The following is a 26,423-nucleotide window of genomic DNA, read 5'->3' on the forward strand; positions in this document are numbered from 1 at the left end:
CGATGCTAGGGCTCGGTGGTGTCCGTGGCTGTGAAACGGGTGCGATCGTCGGGCACGACGGAAGCGGCCAGCATCGCCACCGAGACGAGAGCAAGCAGCTGCACCCCTACCGAGTGGCCGACGTATCCGTCCACCGATCGCCAGGGGTACTGGCTCAGGACGGCCCCCGCCAGGATGAGCCCGCCGGCGGTCGTCGTGACCGTGACGGTGTCGCGGAGGCGTTCGCGGTTGCGCAGCAAATACCGCAAACCCACGGCGATGCCGACGACGATGACGCCCGCGACCCCGGAGATCAGCGCTCCGACCGCAAGGACCGCGGCAGTCGTCGGCCACCTACCCGGCCGCCACACCCGCGCGGGTTCGTCCGGTTCGGTGCGACGGCGCGCCGGTACGAAGGCCAGCAGCGCCAGCACCGGCAGCAGGGCGAGACCGCCGATCAGCCCGGCCCGGTACGGGGCATTCGACGGAAACGTGAGTGTGACGGGTCCTTCGGTGCCCGGCGGCAGCACCCAGCCCTGCTGCCAGCCATTGACCTTGACCGGTGTCAGCGCGGTGCCGTCGGTGCGGTGCGCGATCCACCCGGGGTTAACGCTTTCCGGGACGACCAACACCCGCGACGTGTTCGACGCCGGCACATTGACCTCGCGATGATCGGCGCTCCACTCGCCGATGTGCGCGGGAACCGTTGTCGCCGAACGAATCCGATTCGCCAGCGGGCCGTCGAGCTGGACGCCGTCGGCGGTGAACGCGGCGCCGGGGCTGATCAGCAGCTCCTGCTGACCGGCGGGTAGCCGGATCGGTCCGGCCTGGCACGGCTGCGCCGTCACCGGCTCGCCGTCGAGCAGCGCACCGACCGTCGTGCTGATCGACGTCTGGACGAACTGACCGGCTACACCGATGATCGGGCCGCGGCCGCAGGGTAGTTCGATCATCCGCGCGCGGTTGCGTTCGGCGTCGGCCGCCGCGATCGGGGCGCCCCGCGCGTCCAGGGCCGTCACCTCGGCCAACCCGGGGGGCTTGAGCTGATCGAATCCGAGCGCCGTGCGGTCGATGATGTCGTCCCAGTCGAGGATCGACACCTTCACCGTGTCGGTCACGCGGGCTTTGAGGTCAAGGGTCTGCGCGCCGGCGTCGCCGACCAGCCTGCGTACCTGCGGTCCATCGCCGAGGTCGACGGCCACCAGCGTCGGATGTGCAGGCAGCTCGGACGAACTGGGCGTCACCCGGACGGCGGCCACCTCGCGGCGGCTGGGCAATCTCAGCGTCAAGGTGGGCGGCGACTTTTGTTGTACGACGCCTTGGCGCGCGGTCCACGCCGTATCCGGGTCGCCGTCCGCGGCGGCGTACGCGGAACCGAGCACGTCGATCGGGTCCGCGTCTCCGGTGGCGATCGCAGTGCCGGGTGCCCGCACCAGGTCGGCGAGGTTGGGACCCTGACGTGCTCGCACCCATACGGTCGGCGTCACGGCCATCGGCTCCGGCACCGTCAGTGTGCGGCTCAGATTCACCGGTTCCTCCGGTGACAGAGCCATGGTCGCAGCGCACCGAATGCCGTCGGGGCTCTGCGCACAGCCCGACCTGCCCAGCAGTTCTGAACCCAGATCCCATTGCGCCACAGCCGAATCCGTGGGTGGCCCCGGTACGACCACCGTGTGGCGCAGGTCGACGGGGTGGGCGAACCCGTTCGCGTCGTATTGGGTCACGGTGAAATCGGTGATGCCGAACTGGACGCCGGGCGACCCGTCCTCGGTGGCGACGGCGGTGATGCGCACCCACGGCGACTCGCCGTACGGCAGCCCCACGGTCAACGGCTTACCCGCTTCGTCGAAGCGCAATGTGCTGGTGCCGTTGACGGTCGATATCTCGATGCGGCGTACCTGCGAGCCGACCGCGGTGGCGCTCGGGGTGACCGTGATGGTGGCGTTGGTGACCGGATGATCGAAGTCGACCTGAAGCCACTGTCCGATTGCGGACTGCAACGCGTTGGACACCCAGCTGGTCGACGAGTCGGCGTCGACGGCGGCGGCCGGTCCGGTTGCGGGTGCCACGTTGGGAAGAGCGGTCGAATCCGACGCCGAACTGGACACCGAAACCCGGCCGCCGGACCACTGTCCGTAGACCGTCTCGGCGCCCGGGGTCGGATAGTCCATCACGCGGTTGAAGGTGTTGCGCGGATCGTCGGGAGTGCGGATCGCCGACGAGTGGTCGTCCACGCGGCCGTAGTCGGTTTCCCGCGCGAGCGGGGTGTCGGTGACGACGACACCGGACCCCGCAGGCACGGACAGACCGGCCTGCTGCGCATCCGCCGTCAGCAGCATGGGCCCCAGCGGTGGCTGCCCAAGGAGGCGGCGACGCTCGTCGAGGCGCAGCAGGACCTCGGGTGCGCCGTCGACGCGCGCCATCGCATCGGTGTCGGCGAGGTAGGGCGTCACCGGAGTCGCGGGCGTGGCCGGGTTGACCCGGTAGATCTCCACGGCGGGATAGCGCGGTCGCAGACCGCTGTCGGTGATGAAACCAGGCAGGGTGCCGGGCCCGACCGGATCGCCGAACTCGGCGACGCGCTGCAGGCCCGGGGACCCGTCGATTGCGCGGTGCACCAGGATCGGTCGAGCCGATCGCGACGTCTCCGGGTCGAGATCATTGCGCACCACGACATACGAGATACCTTGCCGGGCAAGGGTATCCGCCAATCCAGGGGACGGTCTGCCTGCCGCGAACAGCCGTTGGACGGAGTCCAGGGCGCGAATGGTCTCCGGCGGCGTCAAGGGGATCGAGTCCCGCACTCCCCACGCGCTGTCGCCCAGCACCTGCAGCGGTTCGTCGTGGCTGCTGCCCCACACCTGGGTGGCGAACGGGGCGCCCGGCGCCACCAGCACACGCCCCGAATCGTTGTGCTCGTCGAGCCAGTCGGCGGTGTCGTGCCAGTACTGCGGGATCGCGTCGAACGCCCCCGGTGGAGTGAGCCGACCTGTCCAGGCCAGTGACGTCGCGGCCATCACCGCCACCAGTACGACGACGCCAACCGCCACCCGCTTGTCGCGTTCGGGGTGGGCGAACGCATCCCGCCACACCGCGCGCGGTGCGCTGCCCGGCAACGGGATGCGGCCAAGCAGGTGCGCCAGACCGAGCGCGATCGGCAGCCGCAGCAGCGGTTCGAGTTTGTGGATGTTGCGCAGCGGAGTGCCGTCCGCATCGAGGAAGGCTTGAACCGCATGGGCCATAGGTGATCCCAGCCCGCCCGAATATCCGAGCGCCAGCACCGTGACACCGGCGAGCAGGATGGCGACCAGACGTCCGCGGGCTGGCATGGACCGCATCGCCAGCCCCGCCAGACCGGCAGCGGCAACCAGCGTCGTCGCGAGCACCGCCACCGAACCCGTCACCAGCGAGGCGCCCGCTGTCGCGTTCGGCGCGACGAACGGGGTCCACACGTCCGTGCCGCGCAGCATCTCGGTCAGCGACATCCACCGCGTCGTCACACCGGAGGATTCGATGAAGTCGAGGAACGGCGGGCTGATCCGGCCGAGCAACGCGAGCGCGACCACCCACCACGTCACCGCGAGCACGATGCACAGTGCCCACCAACCGGTGAAGCGCCACCACAACCGGTTCGGTTTGTGGCAGACCAGCCAGATCGCGGCGACCAGGCAGGCGGTCAGCGTCGCGACGGCGTTGACCGCGCCCATCAACGCGATGGCCACCGCCGACCGCGCAGCCAGCACCCGGACAGCGCCCGTGCCCCGCAGGGCCAGAATCACCGGCAGCAGCACCCAGGGCGCCAGCATCATGGGCAGCGTCTCCGACGAGATCGCACCGATGGTGGTCAGGACCCGAGGAGACAGCGCGAACGCGACTGCCGCGATCACGCGGGAGGTGGTGCTGCCTATGCCGAGCGCTTCGGCGACACGGAGGAGGCCCCAGAATCCGACGACCAGCAGCAGCGCCCACCACAGCCGCTGGACCACCCACCCCGGCAGTCCGAGCACGTCGCCGGCCAGGAAGAACGCGCCGTGCGGGAACAGATAGCCGTAGGCCTGGTTCTGGGCCTGGCCGAACGGCAGCTCGCTGTTCCAGAGATCGAACGCGCGGGACAGGAACCGCAGGGGGTTCGCGGTCAGATCGAGCTTCGTGTCAGGAGAGATCTGCCCGGGTGACTGCGCGGACGACAGAACCAGCGCCGCCGCAGCGACCACCCACAGCCAGCGTCGCGACAGGGGCGCGAAATTAACTTCGGTCGCCGTACTCAACCCTGTTGAGCACCGACGACGCCGGATCGCCTGCCTGCAGCGGCGGCTTGCTGTCCTGTTGCACCATCAGCGTGACCCCGAATACGGCAGCCGCACCCAGCAGCAGGCCGACAACGATGCTGGCCGCGGCGGGCACGAGAAACCGATCCATCCGGCCAAAGTAGCAGACGAAGTATGCCGTGCCCGCCGAGCGGTGAGCTGGTCTTCAACGGGTGGGACCACCTATATCCGAACGGCTACGAGTACATCGGTCCCCGTCAGTTCGACAAGCTGCGGGACCGGGGGATCGAACGCGGCTTCGTTTCCTACTAGGGTCGGGGCCCATGGTTTCAATTGGTTCGGGGTTGCGCGGGCTGTGCGCCGCGGTGGCGTTGCCCGTGCTCGTGTCCGCGTGCTCGACGGCGGCGGATCAGGAGGTCCCGCATCCGGAGATGGCGGCGACCGCGGTGCCGCAGGCGCCGGTGCTGGTCCCGGCCCCGGCGTGCGGCCAGGGGCCGGAGCTGCTGTCGCAGATCTCGACCCGCGACAAGCTCGCGCAGCTGTTGATGGTCGGCGTCACCAACGCGGCCGACGCGCGAGCCGTGGTCGAGAGCCAGCACGTCGGCGGGATCATGATCGGCAGCTGGACCGACCTGTCGATGGTCAACGACGGCTCGCTGGTCGACATCGCGAACTCGGCGGCGCCGCTGCCGCTGGCGGTGAGCGTCGACGAAGAGGGTGGCCGGGTTTCGCGGCTGTCTTCGGTGATCGGCACCCAACCGTCGGCACGAGAGCTGGCGCGGACCCAAACGCCCGAGCAGGTGTATGCCATTGCGCTGCAACGTGGTCAGGCGATGCGAAGCAAGGGCATCACCATCGACTTCGCACCGGTGGTGGATATCTCGAATGCTCCGGACGACACCGTCATCGGCGACCGCTCCTTCGGATCGGACCCCGCCGTGGTCACCGACTACGCCGGCGCTTACGCGCGCGGCCTGCGCGACGCCGGAATGCTGCCGGTGCTCAAGCACTTCCCGGGGCACGGGAACGGGTCCGGGGACTCCCACACCGGCAGTGTCACCGCGCCTCCGATTGGTGATCTGCAGAACGCAGACCTGGTTCCGTATCGCACGCTGAACACACAGCTGCCGGTCGGCGTGATGGTCGGCCACATGCAGGTTCCCGGACTCACCGGCAACGAACCGGCCAGCCTGAGCCCGAGTGCGTACGCGCTGCTGCGCTCCGGCGACTACGGCGGCCCGCCGTTCAACGGACCCGTCTTCACCGATGACCTGTCGTCGATGCGGGCGATCTCGGATCGCTTCGGGGTCGCCGAGGCGGCGCTGCGCGGATTGCAGGCCGGCGCCGACACCGCGTTGTGGGTGACGACGGGCGAGGTGCCTGCCGTGCTGGACCGGTTGGAAAAGGCGGTCTCGACGGGCGAGCTGTCGATGCCTCAGGTCGACGCGTCGGTGCTGCGGATGGCTGCGGTCAAAGGTCCCAACCCGCGCTGCTGATATTTGGCAGGAGTCGAGCTGCTGACCCCCAGAGTCCGCTCATTGCTTACTCTTGAGTAATGGCAGGTGGGACCAAGCGGTTGCCACGCGCGGTGCGTGAGCAACAAATGCTCGACGCCGCCGTGCAGATTTTCTCGGTGAACGGTTACCACGAGACGTCGATGGATGCCATCGCCGCCGAAGCCAAGATCTCCAAACCCATGCTGTACCTGTACTACGGCTCCAAAGAGGAGCTGTTCGGTGCGTGCCTGAACCGCGAGCTGTCCCGATTCGTCGAAGACGTGCGCGACAAGATCGATTTCACGCAGAGCCCGAAAGACCTGCTGCGCAACGCTGTTCTGGCGTTTCTCACCTACATCGACACCAACCGGGCGTCGTGGATGGTGCTTTACAACCAGGCCACCAGTTCGCAGGCGTTCGCCCACACCGTGCGCGAGGGCCGCGAGCGGATCATCGACCTGGTCGGCCGACTGCTACGGGCGGGCACGCGCAATCCCGAGCCGGACACCGACTTCGACATGATGGCCGTCGCGCTGGTGGGGGCGGGAGAGGCCGTGGCCGCGCGCGTCAGCACCGGCGACGCCTCCGTGGACGAAGCCGCGGAACTGATGATCAACCTGTTCTGGCGTGGCCTGAAGGGCAAGCAGTCCGACAAGGACGCGACGGCGATCACCGCCAGCTAGGCGTCAACGGCACGATCCCTAGAGCGCTGTCACCGAACCCAACAGATGGGGATCGCCCTTGGCGGCGTGCCGCAGCGCCAGCTCCCAGCCGTCGGTGCCGCGCTCGACGTAGAGGTTTGCCCGCGCAGGCAGCACCACCGGCTTGACGAACCGCACCGAATATTTCACCGCGTCCGGCAGTTGGCCCTCGATATTGGCCAGAACCGCCGCAGCACTGAACATTCCGTGTGCGATCACCGCCGGGAAACCGAACAGCTTGGCGGCGATCGGGTTGGTGTGAATCGGGTTGTGGTCCCCGCCGACGGATGCGTAGTGCCTGATCTGGCCCGGCGTGATGCGCAGCACCGCGTTCGGGGGACCCAACTTCGGTTGCTTCTGTGGCGGCGGCTTCGGCTCGTCGGAGAGGCTGGTCTTCTGCTGATGCAGGAAGGTCGTCACCTGATGCCACGCCGTCTCGTTGCCGACGTTCACCTCGGTGATGATGTCGACGAGCAGGCCGCGGCGGTGCTCACGCAGGTTCTCGGCGTGCACGCGCACCGACACGGAGTCGGTCACCGCGATCGGGCGGTGCTGCGTGATGTGGTTCTCGATGTGCACCGAACCCAAGGCGGCGAACGGGAAGTCGAAGCCGGTGACCAACGACATGACGGTCGGAAACGTCAGCGCGAACGGATAGGTCAGCGGCACGGTGTCGCCGAATCGCAGCCCGGTCACCGCGGCGTAGGCCGCCACGTTCGCGCTGTCGATCGGCAGATCCTCGACGGTCAGGGTACGGTCCGGCAGCGACTCGTCGCGCGGAATGAAGGGCAGCGCACCCACGGCCGCGCGGAGCATGTTGTTCATCGCGCTCACGCCCCCAGCATGGCCTGGCCGCATACCCGGATCGTGTTGCCCGTGACGGCATTCGATGCGGGGCTGGCGAAGTAGGCGATGGTCTCGGCGACGTCGACCGGCTGGCCGCCCTGATACAGCGAGTTGAGCCGGCGTCCTACCTCGCGCGTCGCCAGCGGGATGGCCTCGGTCATCTTGGTTTCGATGAAGCCGGGCGCGACGGCGTTGACGGTGATGCCCTTGTCGGCATACTCGGCGGACAGCGCGTCGGTCAGCCCGATCATGCCCGCCTTCGTGGCGGCGTAGTTCGTCTGGCCTCGGTTGCCTGCGATGCCGGCCATCGACGACAACCCGACGACCCTGCCACCCTCGCCGATCGTCCCGTTGTCCACCAAGCCTTCGGTAAGGCGAAGCGGCGCAAGGAGATTGACGGCCACGACCGCGTCCCAGCGGGCTTCGTCCATGTTGGCGAGGAGCTTGTCGCGGGTAATGCCCGCATTGTTGACGAGGATGTCGAGGCGCGAGCCGTGGTAGTGCTCGCGCAGGTGTTCGGCAATGCGGTCCACCGCGTCGTCGGCCGTGACGTCGAGCGTGAGCGCGGTCGCGCCTACCTTCGATGCGACCTTTCCGAGATCGTCGTGGGCGCCCTCGACGTCGACGACGATCACGCTGGCACCGTCACGGGCGAACACCTCGGCGATCGTGGCACCGATACCGCGCGCCGCGCCGGTGACCAAGGCGATCTTGCCGTCGAGCGGGCGATCCCAGTCAGCGGGCGGCGCCGAATCGTCGGCACCGACCCGGAACACCTGCCCGTCCACATAGGCGGACTTTCCCGAGAGCAGGAACCGCAGCGTCGACTCGAGGCCGGTCGCGGCGGGCTTCGCGCCGGCCGCCAGGTACACGAGGTTCACAGTGGCGCCGCGCCGCATCTCCTTGCCGAGCGACCGCGTGAACCCCTCGAGCGCGCGCTGCGCGATGCGTTCGGACACGCTGCCGGCCTCGTCTGGGGTGGTCCCGATGACGACGACGCGTCCCGACGGCCCGAGGTTGCGCAGCAAGGGGGTGAAGAATTCGTACAAGCCCTTGAGATCGACGGGTGCGGTGATGCCGGTGGCGTCGTACACCAGCCCGCCGAACGAGTCGGCCCAGCGGCCGCCGAGGTTGTTGGAGACGACCTCGTAGTCCTCGGACAGCGCGGTCCGCAGCGGTTCGACCACCCGGCCCTCACCGCCGATCAGCAGCGTGCCTGCCAGTGGTGCGTCGCCTGCCTTGTAGCGGCGCAGCGTTTCGGGCTGCGGGATGCCCAGCTGCTTGGCGAGGAACGATCCGGGCGTCGAGTGGACGAGTTGCGAGTACAGATCGGTAGCCATGGGGACGAACTTACTCCAGAGTAAGAAGGGTGGGTACTATGGGTCTCATGGCTAGTGATACCCGTCGACGGGTCGCGATTCTCGGTGGCAACAGAATTCCCTTCGCCCGCTCGGACGGTGCGTACGCCAACGCGTCCAACCAGGACATGTTCACCGCCGCGCTGGACGGCCTGATCGACCGCTACAACCTGGCAGGCGAAACGCTGGGAGCCGTCATCGGCGGCGCGGTGCTCAAGCACAGCCGCGACTTCAACCTGATGCGCGAGTGCGTCCTGGGCAGCTCGTTGTCGGCCTACACCCCGGCGTTCGACATTCAGCAGGCCTGCGGGACGGGATTGCAGGCCACCATCGCCGCCGCCGACGGCGTCGCCGCGGGCCGCTACGAGGTGGCGGCGGCAGGGGGCGTTGACACCGCCTCCGACGCTCCGATCGCGTTCGGCGATGACTTGCGGCGCGTCCTGCTCGGGTTGCGACGCTCGAAGTCCAACGTCGACCGGCTCAAGCTGGTCGGCAAGCTACCCGCATCGCTCGGTGTGGAGATCCCGGTCAACAGCGAGCCGCGCACGGGGCTGTCGATGGGTGAGCACGCCGCGATCACCGCGAAGAAAATGGGCGTCAAGCGCGTCGATCAGGACGAGCTGGCGGCGGCCAGCCACCGGAACATGTCCGCCGCCTACGATCGCGGATTCTTCGACGACCTCGTCACCGGATTCCTCGGTGTCTACCGCGACAACAATCTGCGCGCCGATTCGTCGGCCGAGAAGCTGGCCAAGCTCAAGCCCGTGTTCGGCGTGAAGGCCGGCGACGCGACTATGACGGCAGGCAACTCGACCCCGCTGACCGATGGCGCCTCGGTGGCGCTGCTGGGCACCGAGGAGTGGGCGTCCGCTCGCGGAATCGAGCCGCTGGCGTATTTCGTCGACGGCGAGGCCGCGGCGGTCGACTACGTCAACGGCGATGACGGCCTGTTGATGGCGCCCACCTATGGGGTGCCTCGGCTGCTGGCGCGAAACGGCCTGAGCCTTGGCGACTTCGACTTCTACGAGATTCACGAGGCGTTCGCCTCTGTGGTCCTCGCCACACTGGCGGCGTGGGAGTCCGAGGAGTACTGCAAGGAGCGGCTCGGTCTCGACCAGGCGTTGGGGAGCATCGACAGGTCGAAGCTCAACGTCAACGGATCGTCGCTGGCAGCGGGCCATCCGTTCGCCGCGACCGGCGGTCGGATCGTTGCGCAGCTGGCCAAGCAATTGGCCGAAAAGAAGAACCAGACGGGCGGTCCGGTCCGTGGCTTGATCTCGATCTGCGCAGCCGGCGGCCAGGGCGTGGCGGCGATTCTCGAGGCCTGAGAAGTATTTCGGTAAAGCGTGTAACGGCTCGGTGGGAGCCGTCGATACACCGGATAGCTCCGTGTTGGCGTCTGACCCCCCGACCCGACGTCAGCACGGGGCTCTTAATCCTTTTCTCCCGCGAGTGTGGGCTTGTGGCACGTCCGACAGGCTTAGAGCGTGCGGGTAACCAACGTTCGCCGGGCCTAGGCGCCGGGCGGCGGATCCTTTTTGGCCTTGATCGGCCCGGCGGCCGGAGGTGGAGTGAACAGGCCTCCGCCGAGGCTTCCGCGGGCTGTCTGCACCGCGACCAAGCCCCACGTCCCCAGCAAGGCGAGGTAGGCGATCGCGGCGGCCACCCGGAACGCGGGCAGTCCGGTGTGGTTGGCCAGCTGTGTCGTTCCGGTGACGAACGTGCCCACGGGGAACGTCAGGCTCCACCACGTCAGAGCGAATGGCATCCCACGCCGCAGCGTGCGGACGGTGAGCTCGGTGGCCAGCACGATCCACAGCACCGCGAAGCCCCACACGGGCACACCGAACAACACCGCGAACACGTTCATCCCGTCGGCCAGTTCCGGCGGGACGGCCAACGCCGCATTCGCACCGAGCAGGCCCGCGGCGGTGATGCCCTGACCAAGTGGGCCGAGCACGATCCACAGCGTCGGCACCCGGGTGGTTCCCGATGTGCCGTAGAGGGCGAGGCGGCTCCAGATCATCGAGATGATGATCAGCGCGGCGACGAGTGACAGCCCGAACATCGCGTAGCAGCCGTACAGCATCGTGGTGCGGCCGCTGCCTTCGGCCATGTGGGGGATCAGCAGCGCGCCTGCCGCCGCGGACACCATCGGCGGCACGACGGGCATGAGCCAGCCGCCGAAGGCCGCGTCCGGTTCGACGTTGATCTGCGTGAACATCAGGAACGGGATGGTCGCGGCGGTGAACAACCCGCCGATGGTGCCCGCCGTCCACAACACCCACGCCAGGTCCACGGCGACGCGCTCGCCGATCAGGTCCTTGCCGATCAGCAAGGCGCCCGATCCGACGGTCAGCAATGCCATCGGAGCGGCGCCGTAGAAGTGCGCCATCTGAGGGTTGCGGGCGTGGCTGCGCGAGGCCGACGGATGCCGAATACGTTGCACCGTCACCGCGATGATGAGCACCACGAGCAGTACCGCTGCCGCCACCCAAACGACGCGCGTGAACACGTGCAGCCCGGGAATGTGGATCGGCAGCGTGGCACCTGCGGTGGCGACGATGCCCGTGCCCATCACCGACGCGAACCAGTTGGGGCCGAAGTGTTGGAGTCGAGCCAGTTCGGTCGTCATCGGCAAGTATGTTCGCATTCGCGTGCTTCGATGACGGGTATGGACATCAGCCTTTCCATCGTCGGACTGAACACCGCAGGCCCGTCTCCCGTCGACTCGCTGGTGAGCAACCTCGCCAAGCTACGCGACGAGGGCTTCCGCAGGGTCTGGATGGCTCAGCTTCCCTATGACGTCGACCTGCCCATCGCGCTCGGTATCGCGCTGCGCGAGGTCGACGGCATCGACGTGGGCTCGGCCGTCATACCCATCCAGGTGCAGCACCCCATGCAACTGGCCCAACGCGCTCTCACGCTCAGCCTCGTCGGCGGAGGCCGGTTCTCGCTCGGTATCGGCATGAGCCATCGCATGGTGACCGAAGGAGTGTGGGGAATCTCGTGGGACAGGGCGGTGCGTCAGATGCGTGAGTATCTCGACTGCCTGCAGCCGCTGTTGGCGGGGCAGCCCGCGGATTCGACCGGCGAATTCTGGACGACGCGCGGGTCGTTGCAGATTCCCGGCGCACCGGCACCGTACGTATACCTCGCCGCGCTCGGTCCGCAGATGCTGCGGCTGGCGGGACGGCGCACGGCCGGGACGCTCACCTGGATGACCGGACCGAAGACCCTTGCCGAACATGTCGTGCCGACACTGCGCGGTGCGGCGGCCGAGGCGGGCCGCCCCGAGTCGGCGGTGCGGGTGGCCGCGTCACTGCCGATGAGCGTGACCGACGACGTCGACGGGGCGCGTAGGCAGGCCGCGGAGGAGTTCGCGATCTACGGTTCGCTGCCGTCCTACCGCGCGATGCTCGACCGCGAAGGATATGGCGGACCCGAGGATGCCGCGATCATCGGCGACGAGGAAACCGTGTCGCAGCGCCTCGACGAACTGAGCGCAGCGGGTGTCGACGAGTTCACCGCATCGATCTTCGACGCTTCACCGGAGGGACGTGCGCGCACCCGCGCACTGCTGCGAACCAGGGACGAAAGGGGTTGAAAATCGCCCTGGTGTGACTGCGGTCACAAGCGTACGATCGATCGCACGACGGGTTCGGGAGTGACTAATCCGAAGTGCCGGTAAGGGTTGAAAACCGGACGCGCGAGACCAATGTGACGCACCCACAGTCCTCCCGAACCCGCCCCCATGACATGAACCGCAAAAGGCCCCCGGGAAGAGTCCGGGGGCCTTTTGATCTGAAGCGGCGGTGAGGGCTGGACCGCCTAGAACGAAGCTTCGTCGAGTTCCATCACGTCGTTGTCGAGGTGCTCGACGACCTGGCGGGTGCTGGTCAGCAGCGGCAGGAAGTTCTTCGCGAAGAACGAGGCCACGCCGATCTTGCCTTCGTAGAATGCGCGATCGGCATCCGTTGCGCCGTTGTCCAGCGCCTCGATGGCCACCGCGGCCTGCTTGGCAAGCAGCCAGCCGATCACCAGATCGCCGACGCTCATCAGGAAGCGCACCGAACCGAGTCCGACCTTGTACAGCTCGGCCGGGTTCTCCTGCGCTGCCATCAGATAACCGGTGAGCGTCGCCGCCATCGCCTGCACGTCTTCCAGCGCAGTGGCCAGCAGTGCACGCTCGGCCTTCAGCCGCCCGTTTCCGGACTCGTTCTTGACGAACTGCTCGATCTGTCCGGCCACATGAGCCAGCGCCACACCCTTGTCGCGGACGATCTTGCGGAAGAAGAAGTCCTGCGCCTGGATGGCCGTGGTGCCCTCGTACAGCGAGTCGATCTTGGCGTCGCGGATGTACTGCTCGATCGGGTAGTCCTGCAGGAAGCCCGAACCACCGAAGGTCTGCAGGCTTTCGGTGAGCTTGGCGTATGCCTGCTCAGAGCCCACACCCTTGACGATCGGCAGCATCAGGTCGTTGACCTTGACGGCCAGATCGGCGTCGACGTCATGCACGGTCTTGGCCACCGCGGCGTCCTGGTAGGTCGCGGTGAACAGGTACAGCGCGCGCAGGCCCTCGGCGTATGCCTTCTGGGTCATCAGCGAACGACGCACATCGGGGTGGTGCGTGATCGTGACGCGCGGTGCCGTCTTGTCGGTCATCTGCGTCATGTCGGCACCCTGCACGCGCTCCTTGGCGTACTCCAGGGCGTTGAGGTAGCCGGTCGACAGCGTCGCAATGGCCTTGGTGCCCACCATCATTCGGGCCTGCTCGATGACGTCGAACATCTGCGCGATGCCATCGTGCACCTCGCCGACAAGCCAGCCGACCGCGGGCTTGTCGTGCTGACCCAGCGAGAGCTCACAGGTGGCCGAAACCTTCAGGCCCATCTTGTGCTCGACGTTGGTGACGTAGACGCCGTTGCGCTCGCCGGGCTCACCGGTCTCGGGATCGAAATGGAACTTCGGCACGAAGAACAGCGACAGACCCTTGGTGCCCGGGCCGGCGCCCTCGGGGCGGGCCAGCACCAGATGCATGATGTTCTCGAACAGGTCATCGGAATCGCCGGACGTGATGAAGCGCTTGACGCCGTCGATGTGCCAGGTGCCGTCGGCCTGCTGCACGGCCTTGGTGCGGCCGGCGCCGACGTCGGAGCCCGCGTCGGGCTCGGTCAGCACCATGGTGGCGCCCCAATTGCGCTCGGCGGCCAGCACGGCCCACTTCTTCTGCTCGTCGGTGCCGTTCTTGTAGAAGATCTCGGCCATGCCCGAGCCCATCGCATACATGTAGGCCGCCGGGTTGGCGCCGAGGATGTGCTCGATCAGGGCCCACTGCAGCGCACGGGGCATCGGCATGCCGCCGAGTTCCTCGAGCACGCCGACCTTGTCCCAGCCGCCGTCGAGCAGCACGCGCATCGACTTCTTGAAGGACTCCGGCAGCGTCACCGTGTGCGTCTTGGGATCGAACACCGGCGGGTTGCGGTCGGCGTCAGCGAAAGATTCCGCGACGGGCCCCGCGGCCAGCTTCGCCATCTCGCCGAGCATCTCGCGCGCCGTGTCGGCGTCGATGTCCGTGTAATCGCCGTCACCGAGAACCTTGTCGAGTCCGAAGACCTCGAAAAGATTGAATTCCTGGTCACGTACGTTGCTCTTGTAGTGGCTCACTGTTCCTCCTCGTCGAGAGTGCCGCCTGTGGTTGGGTACTTTTGGCTAAGTTACCCACCAGTAACTGCTCCGAACTATACCGCCCGGTAACTTCAACACAAAGCAGCCGAGAGCAATTTCCACGACCTAAGCAACCCGGTGGTTGGTCGGGACCCTGAATAGGCAGTTGGCGACCGGTTTTCGGGGCGTTTGCGATCACTGTGAATCTCGTCACGGAGCCGCCCGATAGGGTGGACGCGTGCTTCGAGTCGCGGTATGGGGAACAGGCAATATGGGGGCTACGTCGATCCGGAGCGCGGTGGCGTTTCCCGGGTTGAAACTGACGGGCGTCATCACGTCTTCGCCGGACAAGGCGGGCAAGGATGCAGCTACCTTCGCCAACCTGGACCAGCCGACGGGCGTCCCGGCCTCCACCGATGTCGACGCGGTCCTCGCGGACTGTGACGCGGTGGCCTACATGGCGTCCGGCGACATCCGCCCCGACGAAGCGATCGCCGACATCGAACGGTGTCTGCGCGCCGGTTCGCACGTCGTCACGCCGTCGCTCTATTCGCTCTACGACCCGCGCTCGGCGCCGCAGGAGTGGGTTGACCGCCTGAACCAGGCCGCCGAGGAGGGTGGGGCAACCCTGCTCGTCAGCGGTGTCGACCCCGGCTGGGGCAATGATGCGCTGGCCGTCATCGCCGCGGGGTTGTGCACGCGGATCCAGTCGATCCACTGTCAGGAGATCTTCGACTACTCCACCTACAACCAGCCGCATGCCGTCAAGGTGTTGTGCGGGTTTGGCGCATCCATGGACGAGGTGCCGATGATGCTGCTGCCGTCCATCCCGACCATGGTGTGGGGCGGCAACCTTCGGCTCATCGCGCGCGGGCTCGGACTGGAACTCGACGAAATCACCGAGGAGATCGAGCGGCGTCCGTTGGAGGAGTCCGTCGACACCGTGATGGGCCGGTTCGAAAAGGGCACTCAGGGCGCGTTCTGGCTCAAGGTGATCGGAAAGTCGGGCGGTCGCGAGCGAATCGTCATCGACCACATCACCCGCATCCACGAATCCTGCGCACCTGACTGGCCGTATCCCGACCAGGGAGTGGGCGACCACCGGGTGATCGTGCACGGAGACCCCGAGCTCACCATCACCAGTCGCGCCGACGTGCCAGGTGGCACGCGCGCCGACGGTGGCAACACCACCGCGGCCAACCGGCTGCTCGGCGCGCTGGACTGGTTGTCGACGCAGAAACCCGGGATCTACGACGGTCTCGACGTGCCGATGCAAACGGCGCGTCCCGCTGAGGTGGAAGCCCGGCGCTGGGCCGACTGATACGTGTGAAGATGGAGGCGATGAGCGAACACGATCTCAGCCCCACATCTTTGCGAGAGGCCTTCGGGCATTTCCCGTCCGGTGTCATCGCGATCGCCGCCGAGGTCGACGGTGTCCGGGTGGGTTTGGCGGCGAGCACTTTCGTGCCGGTGTCTCTCGACCCGCCGCTGGTGTCCTTCTGCGTGCAGAACTGCTCGGAGACCTGGCCCAAGCTCAAGGACCTGCCCCATCTGGGGATCAGCTTGCTCGGCGAATCACACGACGCCGCCGCGCGCGCGCTGGCCGCCAAGACCGGCGACCGGTTCGCCGGCCTGGAAACGCATTCGCGGGAGTCCGGCGCCGTCTTCGTCGGGGGCACCAGCGTGTGGCTGGAGAGCTCGATCGAGCAACTGGTCCCAGCCGGCGATCACACGATCGTCATCTTGGCGGTCCGGTCCATCACGGTGCACGACGACGTGCCACCGATCGTGTTCCACCGCAGCACATTCCGTCGTCTGGGCGCGTAACGCCCGCCGCCGGTCAGGGGCGGGCTGCCAGTTCCTCGCGATAGCCGTCGATACGCGCTTCGATCTCCTCGGCGTCGCCGGTGCGGCCCTCCTTGCGGGCCAATGCGGCGCGACTGCTCAATTCACGAATCGCGTTACGGATGTCGTTGATGCTGTGGGGCTCCCGCAGACTCATAGCGCTGCCTTTCGTCGATGATTGGCCGCTCGACTAGAGGCTACCCGCGGGAGCAGTCATGAATCAGTTCCGCCGGAACAGCTTGTTCCCCAGCCACACCACCGGGTCGTACTTGCGATCGGCCGCGCGCTCCTTCATCGGGATCAGCGCGTTGTCGGTGATCTTGATGTGTTCGGGGCACACCTCGGTGCAGCACTTGGTGATGTTGCAGAAGCCCAGGCCGTTATCTTCCTGCGCCTGCACCGCACGGTTCGGCTGGGTGTCCAGCGGGTGCATGTCGAGCTCGGTCTGCCGCATCAGATACCGCGGACCCGAGAAGGCCTTCTTGTTCTCCTCGTGGTCGCGCACCACGTGACAGGTGTTCTGGCACAGGAAGCACTCGATGCACTTGCGGAACTCCTGTGACCGGTTCACGTCCTCCTGCATCATCCGGTATTCGCCGGGCTGCAGGTCCTTGGGCGGCGTGAACGACGGGATTTCTCTGGCCTTCTCGTAATTGAAGGACACGTCGGTGACGAGGTCGCGGATCACCGGGAAGGCGCGCAGCGGGGTGACGGTGATGGTCTCGGTCTCTGAGAACGTCGACATCCGCGTCATGCACATCAGCCGCGGCCGCCCGTTGATCTCGGCCGAGCAGGACCCGCACTTGCCCGCCTTGCAGTTCCACCGCACGGCCAGATCGCCGGTCTGCGTCTGCTGCAGGCGATGGATGATATCGAGCACCACCTCACCCTCGTTGACCTCGACGGTGTAGTCCTGCAGGTCGCCGCCGGCTTCGTCGCCGCGCCACACCCTCATCTTCGCTTGGTAGCTCATCAGGCTCTCCTTGCCGAATGGTTGGCGAGTTCCTCGGGCGTGAAGTACTTCTCCAGCTCTTCGACCTCGATGAGCTCGAGCAGGTCTTCGCGCATCGGGACCTGGTCCTCGCGGGTGATGGTGATGTCCGGCACGACCACGTCACCGTCGGCGCGGCACACCAGCAGCGTCTTGCGCCACGCGGCGTCCATGGACGGATGGTCGTCGCGAGTGTGCCCGCCGCGGCTCTCGGTACGCTCCAGCGCGGCCATCGCGATGCACTCGCTGACGATCAGCATGTTGCGCAGGTCGACGGCAAGGTGCCAGCCGGGATTGAAGTGCCGGCCGCCCTCGACGCGGATCCGCTTGTAACGCTCCCGCAGCTCCTTGAGCTTCTCGATGGCCTCGGACACCTCGTCGGCCTTGCGGATGATGCCGACCAGGGTGTTCATCGAGTCCTGCAGATCGAGCTGGATGGTGTACGGATTCTCCGCGGCATCGCCGTTGGACGGACCCTCGAACGGCGCGAGCGCCAGCTTGGCTGCGTCGTCGAGGGCTGTCTCGGACACTGTGGGCCGATCGGAAAGCGCGCGGACGTAGTCGGCGGCGCCCATTCCGGCCCGTCTGCCGAACACCAGCAGGTCCGACAGCGAGTTGCCGCCGAGCCGGTTGGACCCGTGCATGCCGCCGGCGCACTCGCCCGCGGCGAACAAGCCGGGCGTCTTGGCCGCGCCGGTGTCGGGATCGACTTCGACGCCACCCATCACGTAGTGGCAGGTAGGCCCGACCTCCATGGGCTCCTTGGTGATGTCGACCTCGGCGAGTTCCATGAACTGGTGGTACATCGACGGCAGTCGGCGCTTGATCTCCTCGGCCGGCAGACGCGACGCGATGTCGAGGTAAACCCCGCCGTGCGGGGTGCCGCGGTCCGCCTTGACCTCGGAGTTGATGGCGCGGGCCACCTCGTCGCGCGGAAGCAGGTCAGGGGTGCGTCGCGCGGAGTCGTTGTCCTTGAGCCATTGGTCGGCTTCCTCGATGGACTCGGCGTACTGCCCCTTGAAGACCGGCGGGATGTAATCGAACATGAACCGGTTGCCCTCGGAGTTCTTCAGCACTCCGCCGTCGCCGCGCACGCCCTCGGTGACCAGGATGCCCTTCACGCTGGGCGGCCAGACCATGCCGGTCGGGTGGAACTGGACGAACTCCATGTTGATCAGGGTCGCGCCGGCGCGCAGCGCCAACGCGTGCCCGTCGCCGGTGTACTCCCACGAGTTCGACGTCACCTTGTAGGACTTGCCGATGCCGCCGGTGGCCAGCACCACGGCGGGGGCCTCGAAGAGGATGAAGTTGCCGCTCTCACGCCAGTAGCCGAACGCCCCCGCGATGCGGTCACCGTCCTTGACCAGGTCGGTGATCGTGCACTCGTGGAAGACCTTGATACGGGCCTCGTAGTCGCCGAACTCGGCCTTGTCCTCCTGCTGCAGCGAGACGATCTTCTGCTGCAGGGTGCGGATGATCTCGAGGCCGGTGCGGTCGCCGACGTGGGCCAGTCGCGGGTAGGTGTGGCCGCCGAAGTTGCGCTGGCTGATCCGGCCGTCCTTGGTGCGGTCGAAGAGCGCGCCGTAGGTCTCCAGCTCCCACACGCGGTCCGGCGCCTCCTTGGCGTGCAACTCGGCCATGCGCCAGTTGTTCAGGAATTTCCCGCCACGCATGGTGTCGCGGAAGTGGACCTGCCAGTTGTCCTTCGGGTTCGCGTTGCCCATCGCGGCGGCGCAGCCGCCCTCGGCCATCACGGTGTGCGCTTTACCGAACAACGACTTGGTGACCACCGCGACCCTCAGGCCGCGCTCCCGCGCCTCGATGACAGCACGCAAACCCGCGCCGCCGGCACCGATCACGACCACGTCGTACTCGTGCCGTTCGACCGGCGATGAGCCGCTTGCGCGAAGAGCCTCAGGCTCCGTCATTGATAATCCTCACTAAATCGCGAATCTGCTTGTCAGCCAATGAATCTCAGGTCAGAAATGGTGCCGCTGGCAACGAGCATGATGTAGAAGTCGGTCAACATCAGGGTTCCCAGCGTGATCCACGCGTACAGCTTGTGCCGCGTATTCAGCCTGCTGATCTGTGTCCACATCCAGTACCGGACGGGGTGTTTGGAGAAGTGCTTGAGGCGCCCGCCGACGACGTGGCGGCACGAGTGGCAGGACAGCGTGTACACCCACAGCATCACGACGTTGACGACGAGAATGATGTTGCCCAAACCGAATCCGAAACCGGACGGGGACTGGAAGGCGATGATCGCGTCGTACGTGTTGATCACCGAGATGATGCCGGCAATGTAGAAGAAGTACCGGTGCGTGTTCTGGATGATCAGCGGAAAGCGCGTCTCACCGGTGTATTTCGCGTGTGGTTCGGCAACCGCGCACGCCGTCGGCGCCTGCCATACGGTGCGGTAGTAGGCCCCGCGGTAGTAGTAGCACGTCAACCGGAACAGCAGCAGGAACGGCAGCGTGACCGCGGCGTAGGGCAGCCACCAGACGTCGGGGAGGAACTGGCCGAAGTGACTGGCTTCGGGGATGCATCCGGACTGCGTTGCCTCGTTCCACTTCACCACGCACGGGGAGTAGAACGGCGTGAGGTAGTGGTACTCGGCGACGTAATAGTTGTTCTGCAGGAAGGCCCGCACCGTCGCGTAGATCACGAACGCGGCGAAGCCCAGGTCGATGACCAACGGCGATTGCCACCATCGGTCGGTACGCAGGGTGCGCTGCTCGATCTGGGCACGGCCCGGCGAGAAGACGCCGGTCGCCTTGCGGTCGGCGGTTGGTGCGCTCACTGTTGCCTTTCGGTGTTGATGTGTCCCGGTTGGTCCCGCGCCTAGCGCGTTCCGCCGAGACCCTCGTCGTCGACACCACGCCAGAAGTCGCTGTCGTACGCGGTGTCCGGGATCGAGATTTTTTCGCCGGCGTGGGGGTGTTGCACCACGCCGCGGGCAAGCTCCAGTTCCTCGGCGTCAATGTCGAGACGATCGATGTCGTTGAGGATCCGCTCGGCGTCGTTGACGATCCGACGCGTCGCTGGGCTGTCGCCATACCTCGACGCCAACGATGTGACACACCGCCGCAGGCTTCCGATTAGCTCGTGCAGTTCGGCAAGTTCGGTAGTGCTGGACAATTGACCTCCTTGGGCTGAAGGGTGTCAGTCATCACGTTACGACACCTGACGTTGTTCACATCATGCAGTACCCAGTGAGACAGATCACGTCTGAAGCGGAGGTTTGCCCATGCCCGACCGGGTTCTGAAAGAGCGCGCCGACTCCCTGCTGGCCCTACACCAACCGGGAAACCCGGTAGTCCTGCCGACGGTGTGGGACGCCTGGTCGGCCAAGCTGGCGGTCGATGCAGGGTTTGCCGCGCTCACGGTCGGCAGCCATCCGATGGCCGACTCCATCGGCAAGGAGGACGGTGAAGTGATGTCGTTCGACGACGTCGTGACGCGGGTGGCGCAGATCACCGCAGCGGTCGGCGTCCCGATCTCGGTCGATATCGAGTCCGGGTACGGAGAATCGCCGAGTCGGCTCATCAACGGGTTGCTAGAGGCGGGCGCGGTCGGACTGAACATCGAGGACACGGTCCACAAGGAGGGCAAGCGACTACGGTCGTCCGGCGAGCATGCCGAGTTGGTCGGTGCGCTGCGCAAGGCCGCTGACGATGCGGGTGTGCATGTGGTCCTCAATGCGCGCACGGACCTGTTCCTGCGCCAGGACGGCGATGAGTCCGACCGCGTGCAGAGAGCGATCGCGCGGCTCGAGGAGGCCGCCGCCGCGGGTGCCGACTCGCTGTATCCGGTCGGGCGCCACGATCCGGAGACGATGCGGCGGTTGACCTCTGAGCTTCCGTTGCCGGTCAATGCGATCGCGCTGCCGGAGGCGGACGACCCCGCGTCGTTCGGACCGCTCGGTGTCGGCCGGATCAGCTTCGGCCCGTTCCTGCAGCGCGCGTTGTCGGTCCACGCCACGGAGATACTGCAGCGCTGGGCCTGAGTCGTGACAAGTGACGATGGGCCCAACTGGGGGGACCAGCGAACAATCGCGATGTGGGGCGGTGGCGCGATCCTGCTCCTGGTGGTGATCCTGGTATATGCCGTGTCGTGCACCGCGGATTCGTCCAGGGTGCCCGAGACGCTGCCGACGGCACCGTCGTCGTCGGCAACCCCATCGACCTACACCACCTCATCGGCGTCTTCGACGCGCTACACAACACCGAGTGTGGAAACCAGTCAGGACAATCCCGTCATCCCCTGGCCTACACCGGAAACCAGCGCGGAGTCCGAGACGACGACGGGCTGAGGTGATTGAACGGGCGGATCCACCGCGTGTGGTGGCTGAGGCGAGAAGACTAAGGCCATGACCGACGACATGTGGGGGTGGAGGTCGATTGGATGGAAGGTGACGCCCAGGCCTTGCGGTTCGAGGATGACAGTTTCGACCGGGTCATCTCGGCGATCGGGCACATGTTCGCCCCCGATCACCAGCGAGCGGCAGACGAGTTGCGTCGCGTTTGTCGGCCGGACGGACGCATAGCGATCGCTTGCTGGACGCCAGAGGGACCGATCGGGTCGATGTTCAAGACTGTCGGCTCGATATCCCCTCCTCCACCGGAGGGCTTCCAATCGCCGCTGCTGTGGGGTACCGAAGACCATGTGCGCGAGTTGCTTGGTGGCACAATCGAATTCGAGCGGCACAGCGTCGAATTTCGGGAACCGTCACCCGAGAGTTACGCCGACTTCATGCTGACCAGCTTTCCACCTTTGATTGCCGCGCGGGCTCAGCTTGGTGAGCAGTTGGTGCGAGACACATACCTGGGATGGGTGATCGACGTCAACGAGGCCACGGACGGGACGCTCTACTACCGCGGCGAATATCTGGTGGCGGTGGCCTAGAACACGAGAATCGGCGGAGCCGAGGCTCCGCCGATTCTTCGCCGTCGAGGTGCTATTTGCTTTCGATCGCGATGCGCTGGGCTTCGGCGCCCCTGTGAGCACCGGCGACCCGTACCGTGAGCACACCGGCGTCGTATGCCGCTGAGATCGCGTCCGTGGCGGCGTGCGCGGGCAGCTTGAACGACCGACGGAACGAGCCGTAGCGCACCTCGCGCAGGGTGCGGCCGTCCTCCTCGTCGGCGCGCTCGTCGCGCCGCTCGCCGCGGATCACCAGATGGCCGCGATCGACCTCGACGGTGACGTCCTTGTCGACATCGACACCCGGTAGTTCCACGCGTACAACCGCGTCCTCACCGTCCCGCGCGATTTCCGCGGCGGGCGTGAACCCGTCCAAAACACCGTCCTTCACCCAGCGGTCGATGTCCCATGTCGGCCGCGACCACAGCGTCACTCTGCTCATCGTGTTCTTCTCCTCGCTTGTCGTGACCGGCACCACGCCGGTCCGCTACTTTTTTCAACTTGAGTCGACCACGCTCATGTTCCAGCGTGGCATTCGCTGGCAGCGAACTCGCTCACAGCGGGCTGTCGGCGGCGGTGAGCACACCGTGATGGTCGCTTCACACAAGGCGACATGGCGGCAATATCGGCTGCCTAGCCTCACTGCATGTCTTCAAAGAACGTCGTGGTCGTCGGCCACGGCATGGTTGGCCATCGGTTCGTCGAGGCGTTGCGCTCGCGCGACACCACCGGCGAATGGCGGGTGACGGTACTCGCCGAGGAGGCGGACGCCGCCTACGACCGCGTCGGGCTGACCGGATACACCGAACACTGGGATCGCGCGCTGCTGGCCCTGCCCGGCAATGCCTATCCCGACGACGATCTGGTGGAGACTCGGCTTGGCAGCCGGGTGACGGCCATCGACCGGCACGCCAAGTCGGTGCTGACGGCCGATGGCGGGCGGGTGAACTACGACGCGCTCGTGCTGGCCACCGGTTCCTATGCGTTCGTTCCCCCGGTGCCCGGACGCGACCTGCCGGCCTGCCACGTGTACCGGACTCTCGATGATCTCGATGCGATCCGAGACAGTGCACTGCGCACGAAGGACGCGGGCGCCCCGGTCGGGGTGGTCATCGGTGGAGGCCTGCTGGGTCTGGAGGCCGCCAACGCGTTGCGCTCTTTCGGACTGCACGCGCACGTCGTGGAGATGGCGCCGCGCCTGATGGCCCAACAGCTCGACGAAGCCGGGGGCGCCCTCCTGGGCCGGATGATCAGCGACCTCGGCATCGCCGTGCACACCGGCGTCGGTACCGCCAATATCGCTCCGGCACAGCGAAACCGACCGGTGCGCCGCTCTGCCGACAACGACTCGATGCGGATCACGCTGAGTGACGAGTCGTTCATCGACGCGGGCGTGATCGTCTTCGCCGCCGGTGTGCGGCCCCGGGACGAGCTGGCCCGCGATGCGGGCCTGGCGATCGCCGAACGTGGCGGTGTCCTGACCGACCTGACTTGCGCCACAGACGATCCCAACATCTACGCGATCGGCGAGGTGGCGGCGATCAACGGCCGCTGCTACGGCCTCGTTGGTCCGGGCTACACCAGCGCCGAGGTAGTGGCCGACCGGCTTCTCGGTGGCGGCGCGGAGTTCGGCGAGGCCGACATGTCGACCAAGCTCAAGCTGCTCGGGGTCGACGTCGCCAGCTTCGGCGATGCGATGGGTGCCACCCCGGACTGTCTCGAGGTGGCGATCAACGACGCCGTCAACCAGACCTACGCCAAGCTGGTGCTCTCCGACGATGCCAAGACGCTGCTCGGGGGCATCCTCGTCGGCGACGCGTCGGCGTACGGCGTGCTGCGACCGATGGTGGGCGAAGAGCTGCCCGGCGACGCGCTTGCGCTGATCGCGCCCGCCGGATCCGAGGGGGGCGGGGGACTGGGTGTCGGCGCGCTGCCGGCCGCCGCGCAAATCTGCTCGTGCAACAACGTCACGAAGGGCGATCTCACCACGGCCATCGCGGGCGGCTGCTGTGATGTGCCCGAGCTGAAGAAGTGCACGCTCGCCGGCACGTCCTGCGGTTCGTGCGTCCCCTTGCTGAAACAGTTGTTGGAGGCCGAGGGCGTCGAACAGTCCAAGGCGCTGTGCGAACACTTCAGCCATTCGCGCGCAGAGCTCTTCGAGATCGTCGCCGCCACATCGATCCGGACGTTCTCGGCGCTGATCGAACGCTTCGGCACCGGAAAGGGTTGCGACATCTGCAAGCCCGTGGTCGCCTCCATCTTGGCGTCCACGAGCTCGGACCACATCCTCGACGGGGAGCAGGCCTCGTTGCAGGACTCCAACGACCACTTCCTGGCCAACATCCAGCGCAACGGCAGCTATTCGATCGTGCCCCGATCGCCGGGTGGAGAGATCACGCCCGAACAGCTCATCCTGATCGGCGAGATCGCGAGGGATTTCAACCTTTACACCAAGATCACCGGCGGACAGCGCATCGACATGTTCGGGGCGCGGGTCGATCAGCTCCCCGAGATCTGGCGGCGGCTCGTCGACGGCGGCATGGAATCGGGCCACGCCTACGGCAAGGCGCTGCGCACGGTCAAGAGTTGTGTCGGCAGCACCTGGTGCCGATATGGCCAGCAGGACTCGGTCGACATGGCCGTCGAGATCGAGAAGCGCTACCGCGGCCTGCGTGCGCCCCACAAGATCAAGATGGCGGTGTCGGGTTGTGCGCGCGAATGCGCGGAAGCCCAGAGCAAGGACGTCGGCGTCATCGCGACCGAGAACGGCTGGAACCTCTACGTCTGCGGAAACGGCGGCATGTCGCCGAGGCACGCCCAGTTGCTCGCGAGCGACATCGACGACGAGACGTTGATCCGCTACATCGACCGCTTCCTCATGTTCTATATCCGCACCGCCGACCGATTGCAGCGCACCGCACCATGGCTGGAGTCGCTCGACGGGGGGCTGGACCATCTGCGTGACGTCGTGTGCGACGACTCGCTCGGCCTGGCCGCCGAGTTCGAAGAGGCCATCGCCCGCCACGTCGAGGGCTACTCGTGCGAGTGGAAGGGTGTGCTCGAGGACCCCAACAAGCTGTCGCGCTTCGTCTCGTTCGTCAACGCCCCCGAGGTCGCGGATCCGACGATCGAATTCACCGAACAGTCCGGGCGCATCGTGCCCATCGGAATGCCAAAGGTGCCCCAAAGATGAGTCTTCTCAATGACATCGAGGTATGGACGGCCGCCTGCCCGTACGACTACCTGATCCCCAACCGCGGTGTGGGCGTGCTGCTGGCCGACGGCACGCAGGCGGCGCTGTTCCGGCTCGACGACGGCACCCTGCGCGCGGTCGGCAACATCGACCCGTTCTCCGGCGCCGCGGTGATCTCACGTGGGATCGTCGGTGACCGCGGCGGGCGCGCCACCGTGCAGTCGCCGATCAAGAAGCAGGCGTTCGGCCTCGATGACGGTATCTGTCTCGACGATGCGGACGTTGTGCTGCCGGTCTACCCGACCCGCATCGTGGACGGAAACGTAGAAATCGGGGCCTGATCCGGGCGATCAGCCACCGGTGCCGGGTACCGGAGGCACGGTGATATCTGGGATCTCCGGGGGCTGGATCACGGTGACGGTGCTAGTGCTCGTGCCCGGGGCGACGCTGGTGGTGGTCTCGGCAGGGGCGGGTGATGTGGTTTCCGTGACCGTGGTTTCCGTGACCGTGGTTTCCGTGACCGTGGTGGGCGGCGCCGTGGTTACCGTCGAGGTCGACGTCGACGTCGAGACGGACGTACTCGTGGCGCTCGCCGGGCTGAGCACGCCGCATGCGAAGCGCTGGTCGGAGGTGGCGTCCTGATGCAACACGATCGCCGAGCCGTCAGCATCCTTGAGCTGATCTTCGGTGAATCCGTCGCTGGTGGCGACGAGTTTGCCGGCGCCGTCGGAACGCACGAGCAGAGCCGGCAGATCTCCGCTGGCGGGCTGGTCGGTGCGTCCAGGTGCCTGGAAGTGGTCGCCCGCCGACGTGAAGTCCCCTTCGCACGTGCCGATCGCGTGAATGTGCAGACCGTGCAGGCCGGGGGAGAGGACTCCGGTCCCGACGGTTTCGACGGTCACGGTGGCGTATCCATCGGTGAAATCGATTGTCGCGTCGGCGACAGGTTCGCCACCGGCGGTCTTGAGCTGGGTGGTCAGTGCCTGTGCGCTCGACTCCGATCCGGAGGTGGTCGACGTCGACGAGTCGTCGGCGGATTGGTTTGCGCAGCCGCCCAGAACGGCTACGGGCGCGGCAAGAAAAGCGATGGCGACGGTGACATGCTTGATCATGAAGGCGGGCGTACCCGCAGGGCCGTCGCGACAAACGCGGACCC

Annotated in this window: 25 protein-coding genes; 12 read left to right on the plus strand and 13 right to left on the minus strand. The window is 66.6% G+C overall.

The genetic code is table 11. The annotated features are described in order from the left end of the window. Positions 1 to 5: 5 nt before the first annotated feature. Both G6N36_RS22730 and G6N36_RS22735 read right to left on the minus strand, forming a co-directional pair. Positions 6 to 4,247, minus strand: coding sequence for a DUF3367 domain-containing protein (locus G6N36_RS22730; RefSeq protein ID WP_179964847.1), 4,242 nt, complete (start codon positions 4,245 to 4,247; stop codon positions 6 to 8). After that, positions 4,225 to 4,398, minus strand: a complete 174-nt coding sequence (locus G6N36_RS22735) for a DUF2613 domain-containing protein (RefSeq protein ID WP_083128208.1) — start codon at positions 4,396 to 4,398, stop codon at positions 4,225 to 4,227. Before G6N36_RS22735 ends, G6N36_RS22730 begins: the two co-directional genes overlap by 23 nt. 23 nt (positions 4,399 to 4,421) lie before the next feature. Here G6N36_RS22735 and G6N36_RS22740 point away from each other — a divergent pair, with 23 nt between their 5' ends. The 3 genes from G6N36_RS22740 to G6N36_RS22750 are packed head-to-tail and all read left to right on the plus strand — an operon-like array spanning position 4,422 to position 6,426. Then, positions 4,422 to 4,559: a hypothetical protein gene (locus G6N36_RS22740; protein WP_163689069.1), complete on the plus strand. Its 138-nt coding sequence runs from the start codon at positions 4,422 to 4,424 to the stop codon at positions 4,557 to 4,559. A gap of 11 nt (positions 4,560 to 4,570) precedes the next feature. After that, the gene (locus tag G6N36_RS22745) at positions 4,571 to 5,743 is read left to right on the plus strand and encodes a glycoside hydrolase family 3 N-terminal domain-containing protein (protein WP_163689070.1); all 1,173 of its coding nucleotides are present in this window, start codon (positions 4,571 to 4,573) and stop codon (positions 5,741 to 5,743) included. Positions 5,744 to 5,802: 59 nt separating this feature from the next. Beyond that, a complete protein-coding gene (locus G6N36_RS22750; RefSeq protein WP_163689071.1) occupies positions 5,803 to 6,426 on the plus strand; it encodes a TetR/AcrR family transcriptional regulator in 624 nt (207 codons plus the stop codon). 18 nt (positions 6,427 to 6,444) lie between these two features. Here the strand turns inward: G6N36_RS22750 and G6N36_RS22755 are convergent, their stop codons facing one another. Further along, positions 6,445 to 7,269: a MaoC/PaaZ C-terminal domain-containing protein gene (locus G6N36_RS22755; protein ID WP_163690832.1), complete on the minus strand. Its 825-nt coding sequence runs from the start codon at positions 7,267 to 7,269 to the stop codon at positions 6,445 to 6,447. A gap of 5 nt (positions 7,270 to 7,274) precedes the next feature. Further along, entirely contained in the window at positions 7,275 to 8,630 is a 1,356-nt protein-coding gene (locus G6N36_RS22760) for a 3-oxoacyl-ACP reductase (protein ID WP_163689072.1), read from the minus strand. Between the two features lie 47 nt (positions 8,631 to 8,677). Between G6N36_RS22760 and G6N36_RS22765 the strand changes: the two genes are divergently transcribed. Beyond that, complete coding sequence (locus G6N36_RS22765; protein WP_163689073.1) at positions 8,678 to 9,976, plus strand: acetyl-CoA C-acetyltransferase; 1,299 nt, start codon at positions 8,678 to 8,680, stop codon at positions 9,974 to 9,976. A 185-nt stretch (positions 9,977 to 10,161) separates the two neighbouring features. Here G6N36_RS22765 and G6N36_RS22770 read toward each other — a convergent pair whose 3' ends face one another. Continuing rightward, positions 10,162 to 11,283: a TDT family transporter gene (locus G6N36_RS22770; RefSeq protein ID WP_163689074.1), complete on the minus strand. Its 1,122-nt coding sequence runs from the start codon at positions 11,281 to 11,283 to the stop codon at positions 10,162 to 10,164. 30 nt (positions 11,284 to 11,313) lie between these two features. Between G6N36_RS22770 and G6N36_RS22775 the strand changes: the two genes are divergently transcribed. Further along, positions 11,314 to 12,255 carry a TIGR03564 family F420-dependent LLM class oxidoreductase gene (locus G6N36_RS22775; RefSeq protein ID WP_372512305.1) on the plus strand — a complete coding sequence of 314 codons (942 nt, stop codon included), beginning with the start codon at positions 11,314 to 11,316 and terminating at the stop codon, positions 12,253 to 12,255. A 224-nt stretch (positions 12,256 to 12,479) separates the two neighbouring features. On the opposite strand, the gene G6N36_RS22780 is transcribed toward G6N36_RS22775, so the two are convergent. Further along, entirely contained in the window at positions 12,480 to 14,315 is a 1,836-nt protein-coding gene (locus G6N36_RS22780) for an acyl-CoA dehydrogenase (RefSeq protein WP_163689075.1), read from the minus strand. A 238-nt stretch (positions 14,316 to 14,553) separates the two neighbouring features. Between G6N36_RS22780 and G6N36_RS22785 the strand changes: the two genes are divergently transcribed. Together G6N36_RS22785 and G6N36_RS22790 are read left to right on the plus strand one after the other, a co-directional pair. Then, complete coding sequence (locus G6N36_RS22785; RefSeq protein WP_163689076.1) at positions 14,554 to 15,636, plus strand: NAD(P)H-dependent amine dehydrogenase family protein; 1,083 nt, start codon at positions 14,554 to 14,556, stop codon at positions 15,634 to 15,636. Between the two features lie 20 nt (positions 15,637 to 15,656). Next, positions 15,657 to 16,142, plus strand: coding sequence for a flavin reductase family protein (locus G6N36_RS22790; protein WP_163689077.1), 486 nt, complete (start codon positions 15,657 to 15,659; stop codon positions 16,140 to 16,142). Positions 16,143 to 16,155: 13 nt separating this feature from the next. Here the strand turns inward: G6N36_RS22790 and G6N36_RS29445 are convergent, their stop codons facing one another. The 5 genes from G6N36_RS29445 to G6N36_RS22810 all read right to left on the minus strand — a co-directional run bounded on the left by G6N36_RS29445 (position 16,156) and on the right by G6N36_RS22810 (position 20,289). Continuing rightward, the gene (locus G6N36_RS29445; protein ID WP_170311137.1) at positions 16,156 to 16,317 is read right to left on the minus strand and encodes a hypothetical protein; all 162 of its coding nucleotides are present in this window, start codon (positions 16,315 to 16,317) and stop codon (positions 16,156 to 16,158) included. Positions 16,318 to 16,380: 63 nt separating this feature from the next. Then, a complete protein-coding gene (locus tag G6N36_RS22795; RefSeq protein ID WP_163689078.1) occupies positions 16,381 to 17,133 on the minus strand; it encodes a succinate dehydrogenase/fumarate reductase iron-sulfur subunit in 753 nt (250 codons plus the stop codon). Next, positions 17,133 to 19,079 carry a fumarate reductase/succinate dehydrogenase flavoprotein subunit gene (locus G6N36_RS22800; protein WP_163689079.1) on the minus strand — a complete coding sequence of 649 codons (1,947 nt, stop codon included), beginning with the start codon at positions 19,077 to 19,079 and terminating at the stop codon, positions 17,133 to 17,135. Before G6N36_RS22800 ends, G6N36_RS22795 begins: the two co-directional genes overlap by 1 nt. A 32-nt stretch (positions 19,080 to 19,111) precedes the next feature. Further along, positions 19,112 to 19,951 (minus strand): succinate dehydrogenase subunit SdhC, encoded by an 840-nt coding sequence (locus G6N36_RS22805; RefSeq protein ID WP_163689080.1) that lies wholly within the window; start codon positions 19,949 to 19,951, stop codon positions 19,112 to 19,114. Between the two features lie 41 nt (positions 19,952 to 19,992). Beyond that, entirely contained in the window at positions 19,993 to 20,289 is a 297-nt protein-coding gene (locus tag G6N36_RS22810) for an Rv0250c family protein (RefSeq protein ID WP_163689081.1), read from the minus strand. 109 nt (positions 20,290 to 20,398) lie between these two features. Between G6N36_RS22810 and G6N36_RS22815 the strand changes: the two genes are divergently transcribed. The 3 genes from G6N36_RS22815 to G6N36_RS29960 all read left to right on the plus strand — a co-directional run bounded on the left by G6N36_RS22815 (position 20,399) and on the right by G6N36_RS29960 (position 22,056). Further along, a complete protein-coding gene (locus tag G6N36_RS22815) occupies positions 20,399 to 21,157 on the plus strand; it encodes an isocitrate lyase/PEP mutase family protein (protein ID WP_163689082.1) in 759 nt (252 codons plus the stop codon). 3 nt (positions 21,158 to 21,160) lie between these two features. Then, a complete protein-coding gene (locus G6N36_RS29955; protein WP_235690141.1) occupies positions 21,161 to 21,463 on the plus strand; it encodes a hypothetical protein in 303 nt (100 codons plus the stop codon). A gap of 77 nt (positions 21,464 to 21,540) precedes the next feature. Continuing rightward, on the plus strand, positions 21,541 to 22,056 hold the full coding sequence (locus G6N36_RS29960) for a class I SAM-dependent methyltransferase (protein ID WP_372512307.1): 516 nt from the start codon (positions 21,541 to 21,543) through the stop codon (positions 22,054 to 22,056). A 52-nt stretch (positions 22,057 to 22,108) separates the two neighbouring features. Here G6N36_RS29960 and G6N36_RS22825 read toward each other — a convergent pair whose 3' ends face one another. Next, on the minus strand, positions 22,109 to 22,516 hold the full coding sequence (locus tag G6N36_RS22825) for an Hsp20/alpha crystallin family protein (RefSeq protein WP_163689083.1): 408 nt from the start codon (positions 22,514 to 22,516) through the stop codon (positions 22,109 to 22,111). 204 nt (positions 22,517 to 22,720) lie between these two features. Here G6N36_RS22825 and nirB point away from each other — a divergent pair, with 204 nt between their 5' ends. Together nirB and nirD are read left to right on the plus strand one after the other, a co-directional pair. Next, the gene (nirB, locus tag G6N36_RS22830) at positions 22,721 to 25,267 is read left to right on the plus strand and encodes a nitrite reductase large subunit NirB (RefSeq protein ID WP_163689084.1); all 2,547 of its coding nucleotides are present in this window, start codon (positions 22,721 to 22,723) and stop codon (positions 25,265 to 25,267) included. Continuing rightward, the gene (gene nirD, locus G6N36_RS22835; protein WP_163689085.1) at positions 25,264 to 25,608 is read left to right on the plus strand and encodes a nitrite reductase small subunit NirD; all 345 of its coding nucleotides are present in this window, start codon (positions 25,264 to 25,266) and stop codon (positions 25,606 to 25,608) included. The genes nirB and nirD overlap by 4 nt, the downstream gene beginning before the upstream one ends. Before the next feature lie 9 nt (positions 25,609 to 25,617). Here nirD and G6N36_RS22840 read toward each other — a convergent pair whose 3' ends face one another. Then, the gene (locus G6N36_RS22840) at positions 25,618 to 26,379 is read right to left on the minus strand and encodes a superoxide dismutase family protein (protein WP_170311138.1); all 762 of its coding nucleotides are present in this window, start codon (positions 26,377 to 26,379) and stop codon (positions 25,618 to 25,620) included. Between the last annotated feature and the right edge of the window lie 44 nt (positions 26,380 to 26,423).

This window comes from Mycolicibacterium gadium (assembly GCF_010728925.1).
Lineage (GTDB): Bacteria > Actinomycetota > Actinomycetes > Mycobacteriales > Mycobacteriaceae > Mycobacterium > Mycobacterium gadium.

What these genes read in the sequence shown, in the direction of transcription:
- G6N36_RS22825 (WP_163689083.1), bottom strand. Translation starts at nt 22,516, where the DNA reads ATGAGCAGAGTGACGCTGTGGTCGCGGCCGACATGGGACATCGACCGC.
- G6N36_RS22775 (WP_372512305.1), top strand. Translation starts at nt 11,314, where the DNA reads ATGACGGGTATGGACATCAGCCTTTCCATCGTCGGACTGAACACCGCA.
- G6N36_RS22770 (WP_163689074.1), bottom strand. Translation starts at nt 11,283, where the DNA reads ATGACGACCGAACTGGCTCGACTCCAACACTTCGGCCCCAACTGGTTC.
- G6N36_RS22800 (WP_163689079.1), bottom strand. Translation starts at nt 19,079, where the DNA reads ATGACGGAGCCTGAGGCTCTTCGCGCAAGCGGCTCATCGCCGGTCGAA.
- nirD (WP_163689085.1), top strand. Translation starts at nt 25,264, where the DNA reads ATGAGTCTTCTCAATGACATCGAGGTATGGACGGCCGCCTGCCCGTAC.
- G6N36_RS22790 (WP_163689077.1), top strand. Translation starts at nt 15,657, where the DNA reads ATGAGCGAACACGATCTCAGCCCCACATCTTTGCGAGAGGCCTTCGGG.
- G6N36_RS22755 (WP_163690832.1), bottom strand. Translation starts at nt 7,269, where the DNA reads ATGAACAACATGCTCCGCGCGGCCGTGGGTGCGCTGCCCTTCATTCCG.
- G6N36_RS22795 (WP_163689078.1), bottom strand. Translation starts at nt 17,133, where the DNA reads ATGAGCTACCAAGCGAAGATGAGGGTGTGGCGCGGCGACGAAGCCGGC.
- G6N36_RS22735 (WP_083128208.1), bottom strand. Translation starts at nt 4,398, where the DNA reads ATGGATCGGTTTCTCGTGCCCGCCGCGGCCAGCATCGTTGTCGGCCTG.
- G6N36_RS29445 (WP_170311137.1), bottom strand. Translation starts at nt 16,317, where the DNA reads ATGAGTCTGCGGGAGCCCCACAGCATCAACGACATCCGTAACGCGATT.
- G6N36_RS22765 (WP_163689073.1), top strand. Translation starts at nt 8,678, where the DNA reads ATGGCTAGTGATACCCGTCGACGGGTCGCGATTCTCGGTGGCAACAGA.
- G6N36_RS22750 (WP_163689071.1), top strand. Translation starts at nt 5,803, where the DNA reads ATGGCAGGTGGGACCAAGCGGTTGCCACGCGCGGTGCGTGAGCAACAA.
- G6N36_RS22740 (WP_163689069.1), top strand. Translation starts at nt 4,422, where the DNA reads ATGCCGTGCCCGCCGAGCGGTGAGCTGGTCTTCAACGGGTGGGACCAC.
- G6N36_RS22815 (WP_163689082.1), top strand. Translation starts at nt 20,399, where the DNA reads ATGCCCGACCGGGTTCTGAAAGAGCGCGCCGACTCCCTGCTGGCCCTA.
- G6N36_RS22745 (WP_163689070.1), top strand. Translation starts at nt 4,571, where the DNA reads ATGGTTTCAATTGGTTCGGGGTTGCGCGGGCTGTGCGCCGCGGTGGCG.
- G6N36_RS22760 (WP_163689072.1), bottom strand. Translation starts at nt 8,630, where the DNA reads ATGGCTACCGATCTGTACTCGCAACTCGTCCACTCGACGCCCGGATCG.
- nirB (WP_163689084.1), top strand. Translation starts at nt 22,721, where the DNA reads ATGTCTTCAAAGAACGTCGTGGTCGTCGGCCACGGCATGGTTGGCCAT.
- G6N36_RS22840 (WP_170311138.1), bottom strand. Translation starts at nt 26,379, where the DNA reads ATGATCAAGCATGTCACCGTCGCCATCGCTTTTCTTGCCGCGCCCGTA.